The 14,024-nt window shown below is 40.1% G+C and carries 11 protein-coding genes; 2 read left to right on the top strand and 9 right to left on the bottom strand.

From position 1 onward, the window contains the following. Positions 1–77: 77 nt before the first annotated feature. The 8 genes from uhpT to bioB all read right to left on the bottom strand — a co-directional run bounded on the left by uhpT (position 78) and on the right by bioB (position 9,129). Positions 78–1,490: a hexose-6-phosphate:phosphate antiporter gene (uhpT, locus tag PCNPT3_RS06300; protein WP_015465034.1), complete on the bottom strand. Its 1,413-nt coding sequence runs from the start codon at positions 1,488–1,490 to the stop codon at positions 78–80. Positions 1,491–2,047: 557 nt separating this feature from the next. Then, positions 2,048–2,755 (bottom strand): thiamine ABC transporter ATP-binding protein, encoded by a 708-nt coding sequence (gene thiQ, locus PCNPT3_RS06295; protein WP_015465033.1) that lies wholly within the window; start codon positions 2,753–2,755, stop codon positions 2,048–2,050. Next, the gene (gene thiP / locus PCNPT3_RS06290) at positions 2,748–4,346 is read right to left on the bottom strand and encodes a thiamine/thiamine pyrophosphate ABC transporter permease (protein ID WP_015465032.1); all 1,599 of its coding nucleotides are present in this window, start codon (positions 4,344–4,346) and stop codon (positions 2,748–2,750) included. The genes thiQ and thiP overlap by 8 nt, the downstream gene beginning before the upstream one ends. Next, complete coding sequence (gene thiB, locus PCNPT3_RS06285) at positions 4,346–5,347, bottom strand: thiamine ABC transporter substrate binding subunit (RefSeq protein ID WP_015465031.1); 1,002 nt, start codon at positions 5,345–5,347, stop codon at positions 4,346–4,348. The genes thiP and thiB overlap by 1 nt, the downstream gene beginning before the upstream one ends. A gap of 108 nt (positions 5,348–5,455) precedes the next feature. Next, on the bottom strand, positions 5,456–6,148 hold the full coding sequence (gene bioD / locus PCNPT3_RS06280; RefSeq protein ID WP_015465030.1) for a dethiobiotin synthase: 693 nt from the start codon (positions 6,146–6,148) through the stop codon (positions 5,456–5,458). Further along, entirely contained in the window at positions 6,145–6,921 is a 777-nt protein-coding gene (bioC, locus tag PCNPT3_RS06275) for a malonyl-ACP O-methyltransferase BioC (protein ID WP_015465029.1), read from the bottom strand. Before bioC ends, bioD begins: the two co-directional genes overlap by 4 nt. Next, positions 6,908–8,074, bottom strand: a complete 1,167-nt coding sequence (gene bioF, locus PCNPT3_RS06270) for an 8-amino-7-oxononanoate synthase (protein ID WP_015465028.1) — start codon at positions 8,072–8,074, stop codon at positions 6,908–6,910. The genes bioC and bioF overlap by 14 nt, the downstream gene beginning before the upstream one ends. Beyond that, positions 8,074–9,129, bottom strand: a complete 1,056-nt coding sequence (gene bioB, locus PCNPT3_RS06265; protein WP_156801505.1) for a biotin synthase BioB — start codon at positions 9,127–9,129, stop codon at positions 8,074–8,076. The genes bioF and bioB overlap by 1 nt, the downstream gene beginning before the upstream one ends. Positions 9,130–9,225: 96 nt before the next feature. Here bioB and bioA point away from each other — a divergent pair, with 96 nt between their 5' ends. Both bioA and asnS read left to right on the top strand, forming a co-directional pair. After that, on the top strand, positions 9,226–10,521 hold the full coding sequence (bioA, locus tag PCNPT3_RS06260) for an adenosylmethionine--8-amino-7-oxononanoate transaminase (protein ID WP_015465026.1): 1,296 nt from the start codon (positions 9,226–9,228) through the stop codon (positions 10,519–10,521). A gap of 196 nt (positions 10,522–10,717) precedes the next feature. Continuing rightward, entirely contained in the window at positions 10,718–12,118 is a 1,401-nt protein-coding gene (gene asnS / locus PCNPT3_RS06255; RefSeq protein WP_015465025.1) for an asparagine--tRNA ligase, read from the top strand. Positions 12,119–12,206: 88 nt separating this feature from the next. Here asnS and purF read toward each other — a convergent pair whose 3' ends face one another. Next, the gene (purF, locus tag PCNPT3_RS06250; protein WP_015465024.1) at positions 12,207–13,718 is read right to left on the bottom strand and encodes an amidophosphoribosyltransferase; all 1,512 of its coding nucleotides are present in this window, start codon (positions 13,716–13,718) and stop codon (positions 12,207–12,209) included. Positions 13,719–14,024 lie beyond the last annotated feature (306 nt).

Genomic DNA, 14,024 nt, shown 5'->3' with positions numbered 1-14,024 from the left:
AAAAAAGCTCCCATCAATCGTTTATATTGATGAGAGCTGTCATTTTATGGTTATATGCGCTTACAACAAGAGAACTGTTAAGACATCATTACCTTTTCTTGTTGTAGTTTCTTAGATATTTTAGCTAGTTTTCGGATCTTAATTTCTTCAAAAATGGCAACTATCGCCATCAATACGCAACATGCAATAGCGGCTGCATCGATAGCCGCAAACGTACCAGCCCAGCCTTCAAGACCCATGAATGAATTACCTTCGGCGATATAACCTAAACCAATTTTTGCAAATGAATCACCAATTAAGTAGGCAAAAGTCCCTTTAACACCATCTGCTGCAGCAAGACCTTGTTTTGGCACAAAACCAATGGCCGCAACGCCTATTAATAATTGCGGTGCAAACACTAAGAATCCAAGCGCAAAAAGAGACGCTTTATACATAAAGATAGTGTCAGCATGTTGGTAGAAACCAAGCGTCATTACCACACCAATAAGCGCAAAACATGAGACTACGCCACGACGACCATTAAATAAATCAGATAATAAGCCCCATAAACACGTACCCATTAATGCGCCGATTTCAAACATAGTAAAACCGGAGTTTGCAACTTCAATACTAAAGCCCAGTACTTGATGTGCATAAACCATAGACCATTGATCAATACCACTGCGCACAACATATAAGAAGACGTTGGCAAAACATAAGATCCAGATGATCTTATTAAACAGAACATATTTTTTAAATATTTCCATTTTTGTTAATTTTTGTTCAATAACCGCATTATCTTCTTCTGAGATTGGCTCTTCAAAAATATCTTCGACCGTGCCTAATCCATAAGCTTCTGGACTGTCATTGCCCATGAAAAACCCTAAAATACCAATAACAATGGCAATCACAGCAGGGAAGATGAACATCCCTTTAACATCGCCGCCAAAGAAATAATCAGCACCAAACATAGCAACACCGGCGGCCAAAGCCCCACCCACATTATGTGATATATTCCAAAAACCAACACCTAACCCACGTCTATTACGAGGCGTCCAGTTGGTGATCGTCACCACAGAATTTGAGCCCCCTCCTGATTGGAAGAAACCAGAGGCAGCATAAAGTGCAACCATCATATAAAACTGCGTGATACCAGGCCCCATTACGAAACCCATCGCTAAAATACAAAGACCGGAAAGTAACAAACCTAACGGCAACATGTTTTTTGAGTTTTTACCGCCAGACCAGTAATTAAGCGCTGTTTTACCGATACCGTAAGTAATAGAAAAACCAAGCCCTATCGTACCTAGCTGGGTTAAGCTCATGCCATAATCTGAGATCATATCGTTTTGCGCAACATTAAAGTTTTTACGCACTAGATACATCACCATATAACTCACAAAAATAACGAGGTATGATTTTAAAAAAGGTGATAACCATTTTTTTCTGCGTTCAGCAGACGTAAGATCGAGTAGAGGTATCCGTACTCTTTTTAGTATTGCTATTTCCATAAGTTTTCTTCTCGTGTGTATAAAATTTTACTACCGATAAGGCTCTGTCGCGCCTTTTATACCAAAGGAATTAATTAAGTTTTCATGTATTGCGCAGGAAAAATTAACACTCGCAAGGCTGATTTGCAGGAGATAGTTATTCTCACTTCAAAACTCACAACGCAGGGTGGGATAATTTCAACAAGCAAGACGGATAACCTTTTTAGTTCCTTTGGTATTACTATTGATCGGCACTATACACTTTAAAGAAATTAAGAAATTAAGACGATTTCCTAGTTTTAGCGCTGCCGTTTAGGAAACGGCACCTAGATCACACAATTTTATTGTTGAAATACAAAGCACGCCAATATATAAGGATAAGTACATGAACAAAGAAGAAAAACATCAAATACCACGGTGAGTTTGGTTTTTATATGAGGGTTTTAATGAGAGGTTAACTTGGATTTTATATGCTGTATTTCACGCAAAATTACAACGCCACCATGCCTAGGCCCATGAGAAAGCATATGCTAAATCAGCGTATTCATTATGAGTCTAAATGAATAAAGACAGCAAGCTTAATAACTGTCGGCCTTTAAAAATGCCACTAAATTTTTATTCGCATGTGTTTTATTTAAGCTTGTTATCGGCTCAACACTTAAGGCATTACCTGCATCAATAAAAATAAAGTCCGATGCCACGGCGAGCGCGTCTGAAATATGATGCGTTACCATTAATACCGTAATATTTTCATTGTGTGCCATATGCTTTACGCGATCTAACATTGCCATGCGTAATAACGGATCTAAGGCAGAAAAAGGCTCATCTAATAATAAAATACTTTTATTTTGAACAAAACAACGCGCTAAAGCCACCCGCTGTTTTTGCCCGCCTGAGAGTTGATCTGGAAAACGAGAAAGAAGAGAGGCAACTTCAACCTGCTCAGAGATCTCTTGTAATTGCACTTGTTGCTGTTTATTTAGTTTTAACCCCGGATGTAAGCCTAACGCAATATTGTCATACACCGATAAATGGTTAAAGAGATTATGCTCTTGAAATAAAATAGCACAGGGCCGTTGATGTGGTGCAAGACGCAACATTGATTGACCATTGATCAAAATATCACCTTGCTTTGGTGCTATAAATCCGCCTAACAAACTAAGTAGTGTACTCTTTCCTGCCCCACTCCCCCCTAAGATCGCGACTAAACTGCCCTTTTTAATCTGTAGATCAAAGCAGAAAGATTGTTGCTGGTAAGCATAGTGAAGCTGTGAAAAATCAATCATTTTGGACTCTTTTAAGGTGAAATATTCTTTCGGTCAGTATAAATATTCCGACACTCAGTAATAATAAAATCAAAGCAACAACGGCCGCAGACTGCATCTGATAACTGCCCATTAATTGAAAAAGATATAAGGGTAAAGTACTAAAATCTCGATTTCCAAATAACGCAATCGCACTTAAATCACCAATAGAAAGCGCAAAACTAAGACTAAAAGCTTGAACTATCGGTATTTTGAGTGCTTTCCATTCAATAAGATAAAAACGATACCCTGAAAAGATACCTAAGCTAGCACAGAGTTTGTCATATTTTTGCGCGTTATGTAACATCGGCTCCGCCAAATTTTTAAGCGCAAAGGGTAACGCCATTAACGCATTGACCACAATAACAATAAACAAAGGGAGCATGGCATAATGATTAAATTCTCGTAATAATAAAAATAATCCAGTGCTGATCACAAGGCCCGGCGTCACCAGTATGATGGTTGCCAATATCTCAATATTATCGGCATAGGAATGCAAGCCTCGCATGCGCCAAACTCGGCTACAAAGTAATATAAAAAAGGCCAGAGTAAGGGCAAGAAAACCCGCAGAAATCGCAATGATCATTGAGTTTTTAAAGGCCATCCAAAAATAAAAATCACTTAAAACAATAAGCAGTTTTTCATTGAGACCGGCAACCAACACCATCAGAAGCGGAGGAATAACAAAGGCGATCACTAATGTTATGCAGAAAAAATCCCAACATTTATCCCTTTTTCGGTCGCTAAATAAATAAACTTTTACGCTCGTATACGAGGCACTCAGTCGGGAACTGCGCATTGTTTTTTGTATAAAAAAAGCAAGCAGTGCGCACAATGACATTTGCCATAGCGCGAGCAATGCGCCACTTTGCAAATCAAAATCAAACTTGATTGCTTGATATATAGCCAATTCAATGGTGGTTGCCTTAGGGCCTCCGCCAATCGCCATCACGGTTGCAAAACTGGTGAAACAAAGCATAAAAATAAGCCCTGCAACGTGAGTAAGCTGCCCGCGTATATGTGGCCATTCTAAATACTTAAATTTTAACCAATGCGTCATGCCGAGGTGGGCTGCCAGCTTATGCTGCGGCTCAGGGATAGATTGTAAGGCTTGTAAAAAAAGACGCGTTGCAAACGGTAGGTTGAAAAAAACATGCGCCAGTAATATGCCTTTTAATCCATAGATAGAAAAAGGCAATGAAGCTTGGAATTTTGTTAATAATTGCGCCAATAAACCACTGTTACCATAAATACTTAACAAACCAAAAATAGCCACCAGCACCGGGAGCACTAAGGTACTTGCAAAGAGCTTTAATAATAATGCTTTTCCCCAAAATTCACGCCGATATAATGCATGGCTGATAGGAATAGCTAAGACAACACTCAGTAATGTGGATAAAAAAGCCTGATAAAAACTAAAGGTAGTGATATGTCGATAGTAGGGATCCTGCCAGAGTGCACTCACATTTAATGTAGTAGAATGAGCGAGTAAGGCTATCAACGCCCCTGCTACAAAAAAACTAATAAAACCGGCCAATAATAGGCCGGGAATTTGTACTTTTTTAAGTAACATTAATCAGTTAACGCATTTAACCACTCACGCGTCCAAGCACGGCGATGCGTAGAAACGTCTTCACTCTTAATGGATAATGCTTTGCTAGGCACGGTTAATTGTCTAAATTGTTCAGGTAAAGCAACGTCTGTTACTGGGTACATCCAATTGCCCGTTGCAATCTCACCTTGAAACTCATCACTGAGCATAAAGTGCATAAATTTTTCAGCCAATTTTTTATGCTGACTACTTTTAACAATCGCAGCCACTTCCGTTTGCATATAATGTCCTTCGCTAAAGTCAGCGGCAACATATTGGTTTTTACCTTCAACGATAATATGGTAAGCAGGCGATGTTGTATAAGACAACACCATATCGGCTTCGCCTTTTAAAAACATACTGTAACTCTCTGTCCAACCTTTAGTCACCGTAACCGTTTTTTTGTCTAATTGTTTCCATGCACGGCTTACTGAATCACCATAAACAGACTTCATCCATAACAACAATCCTAAGCCGGGAGTTGAAGTACGTGGATCTTGATAGATAATTTTTAAATCATCCTTACGCTCCACCAGCTCTTTTAAACTTTTAGGGGGATTTTTTAGCTTATCTTTATTATAAACAAAGGCGAAATATCCTTGATCATACGGAACAAACGTAAGATCAGTCCACTTATTAGCTGTTTTAATATTCGTTAAGTCCATATTATGCTTCGCTAATAAACCGGTTTTTTCAGCATCTGCCATTAAACTATCATCTAGACCTAAAATAATATCTGCGCGACTATTATTACCTTCTAAACGTAAACGATTTAAAACAGAGATACCATCATCTAAGCTGACAAAATCGAGATCACAATTGCAACTTTCTTCAAAGGCTTTCTCTATTTTAGGACCAGGACCCCAGTCAGAAGTAAAAGAGTTATACGTGTAAACGGTTAGTTTTTCTAATGGAGCATTTTCTGCCCATGTAGGTTGTATAAACAATGCGGATAACGCTAATAATATAATATTTTTTTGCACCTAATTGTCCCTCTCTGGTTTATATACTGATGTTAATATCGATAATTCGATTTAGTCTGCTCTACGACGTTGATAGATAAGCATCTTTTATTCTTATCTCTTTGCCTATTATGCCTCTATGGCTTCGCTTAAGAAATCAAAATTTACATGGCCCTCTAAATCAGCCATATTAGAGCTTCTCATATAAGGAATTTCAGCAATCATGGGCGCTTTGATATGCGCTTTAAGAAAATCTATATTTTGTTGATAATATGGCATCTTCACGGTATGCATTTGATTAGCCATCCAACCCACGACGTTTAAACCATCGGCTAAAATACTCTCATAGGTTAATATTGCATGATTTAAACAGCCTAACTTCATCGCCACGACTAAGATCACGGGTAATTTTTCTTGTTGTACCCATTGAGATAAAAATTGATGATCATTAACAGCCAAGCGCCATCCACCAGCACCCTCAACAATAATCACTTTGGCTTGCAGCTTAACTTTTTTAAAGGCTTTGGACAAATCGTCAATGTGAACGGGTTTACCTTCTAATTTAGCGGCAATATGTGGCGCAATAGGCTGATATAAAGCAAAAGGATTAATGTATTCATAGGCAAGTTTAATACTACTCGCTTGCTGTAAAAGTAATGCATCTTCATTACGCAAGCCATAAGAGGTCACTTGGCATCCGGCTGCAATCGGTTTATACCCTAACGTACTTACGTTTTGTTTTGCAGCAGCTAAAAGTAACGCACGACTACACAGTGTTTTACCTACTTCGGTATCTGTGCCCGTGATAAAATAAGCTTTCATTTAGCGACCTCGATATAACACACTTGATAAGTTAAAGGATATTTCCCTTGGCTGTTTTTAAAAGGTTGATAACCCTTTTGCAGTTTTTTTATTAACGACTTTACGCCTAAGGTGTTCCCTTGATGGCCATGCACATGGTTTGCACCGACCCCTTTCAATGCGCGCATAACATGTAATACATTTTCATAGGTCAACGTATGCGTTTCCACTCTTAATGTAACCTGCGTAAAGCCCGCGGTTTTTAGGTCTTTACGTAAACGCGCTAAGCTCATAAAGGTATTAGTGTGCGCAAAGCTATCTACAGACTTCCAAGCTTGTGTTAATTCACCCAAAGAGCCTTCTAATAATGTTGAAAGGTACGCTTTTCCTCCCGTTTTTAAACAACGTTTAACCTGCCCTAAACACAAAGACAAATCAGCGCTCCACTGCACCACTAAATTGCTATAAATTAAATCAAAAGAGGCGTCTTTAAAAGGTAAGGCATCAATATCGCCTTGCACACAGATAACTTTATTCTGTGACCTTTTTTTTACTTCCAAGAGCATGTTAGCACTAATATCTAAACAATTAATATACCTTTGTTTGAATTTTGCACCTAATTTCTCACTAAAATAGCCAGTACCACAGCCCATGTCTAAAATATGTGAAGCCTCAAGCTGCGTCATGTCTGCCAATAATTGTTTGCCAATGCAGCGCTGTAATGATGCAAAGTGATCGTAGTTACTGGCAGCTTTTGAAAAAGAGGCTGCGATAGCTTGTTTATTTATTGTCATGTAATACCAAAGAAAGGGACTGCATCAATGCCTGAATATCTTTGACTTCATGGCTTGTAGTTAATGTAATGCGTAATCTCGATTGGCCCATTGGCACCGTTGGAGGGCGAATAGCGGTTACCCAAAAACCGAGCTGTTTAAGCTGCGTTGCGATGCGTATAGCTTTGTCTGCGCTACCTATTATCAAAGGTTGAATGGCGGTAGACGATGGCGCCAGTCTAATGCCATTTAAAGATGCGCTACGCTTAAATGTTTCGATGAGATGTAATAACTTATCGCGTCGCCAATTATCCTTGGACACCATGTCAGCTGCACACATAACGGCATAAGCCATCGCCGGAGGAAGTCCGGTTGTATAGATATAAGGTTTACTGAAATTTGTAATGTAATCAATGAGCTCTTGAGAGCCTGCTACAAACGCGCCACCCACACCCAGCGCTTTACCAAAGGTTGCCATATAAATCTGTGGCATATCATTGCTAAGGCCGGCTTCTACGACACTGCCTTTACCTTGGGATCCTAAGACACCTAAGCCATGCGCGTCATCTATCATAAGCCAAGCATTACGTCTCTTCGCCTGTTGATACAAATCACTAATAGGCGCTCTATCACCATCCATGCTAAACACACCTTCACTGATAAGTAAGGTGTCTTTATTTACATTTTTTTGCAAGATTTGGCTTAAATGGCCCATATCATTGTGTTTAAAACGCAACATTTTACAATCACTGAGCATACCCGCCTCCATTAAAGAGGCATGGTTAAGTTTATCTTGTACTAATAATGCATTTTTACTAAGTAACAATTTAATAATGGCTTGGTTCGCCGAGTAGCCTGAATTAAATAAAGCCACGGCAGGCACTCCTAGCCAATCCTTTAATTGCGCGCACAAATCAGCATGTGCTTGTTGGTAGCCGGTGACAAGGTACGACCCCCCACTACCAACGCCAAAGAGTTGCGCGCCTTTTTGCCATGCTTTGATTAATAAGGGATCGCCCGCGAGACCTAAGTAGTCATTACTTGAAAAATTAAGGTAACGTTGACCTGCTATCTGTATATATCGCCCTTGGGCATTTTCACTGATTTTAGTTTGCCGATATAGGCCTTCTTGCTTACGTTGCATTAACGCACTTTGTATAAAATCAAATGCCATTATAGTGTTGCCGTTGCATCATAAAACAATTCATCTTTTTCGCGGTAACGAATAATAGCAGCATCTATTTTTTTCTCTTGCTCAAAAGGCGAAAAATGTACTTTTTCTTTATTAATGCCCAGTTTTTTAAATAAACGCATATCCGAGTTTTCGTCTGGGTTCGCCGTTGTCAGTAACTTACAACCATAGAAGATAGAGTTAGCACCCGCCATAAAACACAAGGCTTGTGTTTGTTCAGACATATCATCACGGCCTGCCGATAAACGCACATGCGATTTAGGCATCATTATGCGTGCGATGGCGATAGTTTTAATAAAGATAAAGTCATCTAAGTCCTCTACATTTTCTAGGGGCGTACCGGCCACTTTTACGAGCTTATTAATGGGTACACTCTCTGGATGTATTGCCATGTTGGCGAGTTGCACTAACAGCGCAGAGCGATCTGTGCTTTGTTCTCCCAAGCCTACAATGCCACCACTGCACACTTTCATACCTGCATGGCGAACATTATCTAACGTATCTAACCTATCTTGATAAGTGCGCGTGGTAATGATCTGTTTATAATACTCAGGAGAGGTGTCTAAGTTATGGTTGTAATAATCAAGCCCTGCCTGCGCAAGCTCTGTTGCTTGGCCTTTATTAAGCATCCCTAACGTCATACAAGACTCTAGGCCCAAGGCTTTCACCTCTTGGATCATCTGCACTAAATAAGGCATATCCCGTGCTTTAGGGTTTTTCCAAGCGGCCCCCATACAAAATCGTGTAGAGCCAGTGGCTTTGGCATCTTTCGCAGCTTGTAATACTTTTTCAACTTCCATTAAGGACTCTTTTGCGAGTCCCGTTGAATAACGTGCGCTTTGAGGGCAATACTTACAATCTTCCGGACAAGCGCCCGTTTTGATCGATAATAAGGTACTCACCTGCACTTCGTTTTTAGGGAAATGTGCTCGGTGTATGGTTTGCGCTTCAAATAATAGATCCATAAAGGGTATCGAAAAAAGGCTATCTACTTCCGATACTTTCCAATCGTGGCGCAGTGACATTGTATTGCTCATATTTCTCTTCATGCTTATAAATATATTTGGTTAGTTTAAGGTTCACAGATACACTGTCAACTTATTAGTTGATTTTACTTTACAAGTGATTACATTATGAGCGATAAAACATTAGATCTCGATTTTGATAAAGAACATCTATGGCATCCCTATACTTCGATGCACAGCCCACTACCTTGCTATGGCGTACTTAGCGCTTCGGGATGCACGCTAAAACTTGAGCATGATCGAGAATTAATTGATGGCATGTCATCATGGTGGGCTTGTCTATTTGGTTATAACGTCAGTGAGCTTAATGACGCAGCAAAAAATCAGATAGATAAAATGGCGCATGTGATGTTTGGCGGGTTAACCCATGAGCCGGCTATCGAATTAGGTAAAAAGCTCATACAAATAACGCCTAAAGAGCTTGAGAAGGTTTTCTTTTGTGATTCAGGCAGTGTCAGCGTTGAAGTCGCGCTTAAAATGGCATTACAATATTGGCATGCTAAAGGAAGCCCGCGCTCGCAGTTTTTGAGTTTGCGCCATGCTTACCATGGCGATACCTTTGGTGCCATGAGCGTCACAGATCCTAAAGGCGCGATGCATGAGCTTTACCATCATTTTTTAACCGAGCAACTGTTTGCGCCTCAACCCAAAATTGCATTTGACGACCCTTGGGATGAAAGCGACCTTGCCCCAATAGCCGAGATGCTAAGTAAACATCATGCGAATATCGCAGCCGTTATTTTAGAGCCTATTGTACAAGGCGCCGGAGGCATGTTCTTCTATCACCCTGAATATTTAAAAGGGGTGCGCGCATTATGCGACCAATATAATGTTTTATTAATCTGTGATGAAATTGCGACCGGCTTTGGACGCACTGGGAAAATGTTTGCCTGTGAGCATGCACAAATAAGTCCTGATATCTTATGTTTAGGTAAAGCATTAACGGGCGGATACTTGAGCCTTGCTGCCACCCTATGTACAAAGCATATCGCCACGACTATCAGCCAAGGTAGCGCCGGGGTCTTTATGCATGGTCCTACGTTTATGGCGAACCCTCTGGCGTGCGCTATTGCCAATGCCAACATTGAAAAATTACTGAGCGCACCTTGGCTTGAAAAAGTGGCGCATATAAGTACACAACTTAAACACTACTTAACACCTTGCCTTACCTTGGAAAACGTCGCATCGGTTCGCGTACTGGGCGCGATTGGCGTCGTGCAAGTAAAGCAATCTATTAACGTTGCAGAAGTGCAAAAACACTTTGTGGAGCAAGGTGTTTGGATCCGTCCTTTTGGTAAGCTTATTTATATTATGCCCGCCTATATTATTGATGACGTGTCATTAAAAAAATTATGCGATGCTATCTTTTTCGTCGTACAAAAATTACAAAATAGTGAAAAATGATCTCAGTTAAAATTGCTCATATTAGCAACAAATAAGCGCACTTTTCTATCCTGAGGTTAAAAGTGCCCTTAAATCATTAAAAAATGCAATATCATCAAAGCAGACGCTTGTATCTCGCCCACGCCTAGGTAAGATATGCCTCTATTAATTTTTTATAAAAAAACAGTACAAATTGTGCTTATGGAGCCTCACTCTCATGTCAAAAACAGCCATTGTTGATATTTTCAACAGTACATTACCGATCGGTAGTCAAGTTACCGTTAAAGGTTGGATCCGTACTCGTCGTGATTCAAAAGCAGGGATCTCTTTTTTAGCTATCTATGATGGCTCTTGTTTTGATCCTATCCAAGCCGTTGTACCCGCTACACTTGAAAATTATAGTAATGATGTATTGAGCCTAACGGCCGGTTGTAGTGTTGAAGTTACTGGCGAATTAGTGGAAAGCCCAGGTAAAGGCCAAAGCTTTGAGATCCAAGCAACTAAAGTTGTGGTCGTTGGCTTTGTACAAGATCCTGACACTTACCCTATGTCTGCTAAACGTCATAGTATTGAATATATGCGTGAGCATGCACATCTTCGTCCACGTACCAATATGTTTGGCGCGGTAACCCGTGTACGTAACTGTTTATCACACGCAATCCATAACTTCTTTTATGAGCGTGGCTTTAATTGGATCAGTACCCCTATCATTACAGGTAGTGACTGTGAAGGTGCCGGTGAAATGTTTAGAGTAAGCACCCTAGACTTAGAAAACTTGCCAAAAACAGCTGACGGTAAAGTAGATTACAAACAAGATTTCTTTGGTAAAGAAACCTTTATGACAGTATCTGGTCAATTAAATGCAGAAACGTATGCCTGTGCGCTGAGTAATGTATATACGTTTGGTCCTACTTTCAGAGCTGAAAATTCACATACGACACGCCATCTTGCAGAATTTTGGATGGTTGAGCCTGAAATCGCGTTTGCTGATCTTAATGACGTCGCGCAACTTGCTGAAGATATGCTTAAATATGTATTTAAAGCCGTCTTAGAAGAGCGTGCGGATGACATGGCCTTTTTTGCACAACGTGTGGACAAAGAAGCTATCTCTCGATTAGAGAACATGATCAACTCTGACTTTGTGCGTATGGATTACAGCGAAGCGATTGAAATTTTAGAAAATTGTGGTCAAGATTTTGAGTACCCTGTAAAATGGGGCGTTGATTTACAATCAGAGCATGAGCGTTACCTTGCTGAAAAGCACGTGGGAGCGCCAATCATTTTACAAAATTATCCGAAAGACATTAAAGCCTTCTACATGAAATTAAATGCAGACGGTAAAACAGTGGCTGCAATGGATGTTATCGCACCGGGTATTGGTGAGATCATCGGTGGTAGTCAACGTGAAGAGAATTTAGAAGCGCTTGATAAACGCCTTGCTGAAATGGGTCTTAATAAAGATGATTACAGCTGGTACCGCGACTTACGTAAGTATGGCACCGTTCCTCATGCAGGCTTTGGTTTAGGTTTTGAACGTTTAGTCTCTTACGTGACCGGTGTACAAAATATCCGTGATGTAATAGCCTTCCCTCGCGCGCCAGGTAGTGCAGACTTTTAATCTAAACGATAAATAGATAAGAAGTTTTGGATAAAAAAAACCACGTTAATTAACGTGGTTTTTTTATGCCTTTTCAATCTTAAACGTTCTAAGCTTCGTTATAAATTTCTAGACACGTCTCTTCTTTAGAGTCGTTCACTTTTTTAGGTTGCTCACTGCGCAACTTAGATAACCTATCAAAATACGCTTGGTCAATATCTTCCGTAATATAGTAACCATCAAAAACCGAACACTCAAAACCATCAACGTTTGGATTTTGTTTTTTAACCGCCGCTTTTAAATCCTCAAGATCCTGATAAATTAACTTATCAGAGCCAATGCAATCACTGATCTGTTCAACCGTTCGGTTATACGCAATGAGTTCACGGGCATTTGGCATATCAATACCGTAAACATTAGGGTGACAAATTTGAGGGGCTGCAGACGCAAAATACACTTTTTTAGCACCCGCTTCACGTACCATCTCAACAATTTGCTCAGAGGTTGTACCGCGTACAATTGAATCATCGACCAACAATACGGCTTTATCTTTAAACTCGGCTGTAATTGCATTTAATTTACGACGAACGGCTTTACGGCGCTGAGTTTGGCCTGGCATGATAAAGGTACGACCAATATAACGGTTTTTCACAAAACCTTGGCGATATGGTAAACCTAACTCATTAGCGATTTGATGCGCTATTTCGTTCGATGTTTCAGGAATAGGAATAACGGCATCAATTTGAATATCCTTCCATTCACGCTTAATTTTCGCGCCAAGCGTTCTACCCATTTCTAGGCGCGCTTCATAGACAGAAATACCATTTAATTTTGAGTCTGGACGCGCTAAATAAACATATTCAAAAATGCAGGGATGCAATGTACTGTTTGGCGCACATTTTTTACTAAATAATTGACGATCTTCTGTAATAAATATCGCTTCTCCTGGCTCAACGTCGCGTAACACTTCAAAACCAATGGTATCGAGGCCAACACTTTCAGAGGCAACAATATATTCAATATCCCCCTCTTCGGTAGTGCGAGAGCCTAACACGAGAGGACGAATGCCATGAGGGTCGCGAAAAGCAATCATGCCATGACCAATCATTAAAGAGACAACGGCATAAGCGCCTTTCACTTTTTTATGCACTTCGCTTACCGCAGCAAAGATTTTTTCAGGGCTCAAACTATCACCCGGAAATTGATCTAATTCAGCTGCAAAAACGTTTAATAGGATTTCAGAGTCGGAGGTGGTATTAAGGTGACGACGAGAAAGACGTAAGGTATCACGTAATTCACACGCATTAGTTAAATTACCATTGTGTGCTAAACATAATCCCCACGGAGAATTAACATAAAAAGGTTGCGCTTCGGCGGCACTTGCACAGCCAGCGGTAGGATAACGGACATGGCCAATGCCAATGTTGCCTTGTAATCGTTGCATATGTTTAGAGCCAAACACATCTTTGACTAAACCATTTGCCTTACGTTGTTTAAAGTTATTGCCTGCAACAGTCACGATCCCCGCTGCATCTTGCCCCCGATGTTGTAATACCGTTAACGCATCATAAATACTCTGATTAACAGGAGTAGAGCCGACAATACCAACAATTCCACACATAGATACACGCCTTTCTTTTGATAGTTAATGAATCTTTTCTGCTGTTATTGCGCCTGAATCGATCTTTGTCGCAATAACATTAATATATGTTTCAATTCTACTTATTTTTTAAATTAAAATTGGTTGATCATGCTTATATATCGAGATGTACGCTTGAATGCGTCATTAATTTCTACTAATACCAAAAGAGTTATAAAAGTGTTCCGTCTTGCTGGAAAAATTATCCCTACCAGCGTTGTCATAAATCACGCCTTGTTAGCGCTAATTTTTCCTGAGTAATACATGAACACTTAATTCATTCCATTG

The sequence above is a fragment of the Psychromonas sp. CNPT3 genome, from assembly GCF_000153405.2.
Classification (GTDB): domain Bacteria; phylum Pseudomonadota; class Gammaproteobacteria; order Enterobacterales; family Psychromonadaceae; genus Psychromonas.
This window is presented reverse-complemented; position numbering and strand designations above follow the sequence as displayed.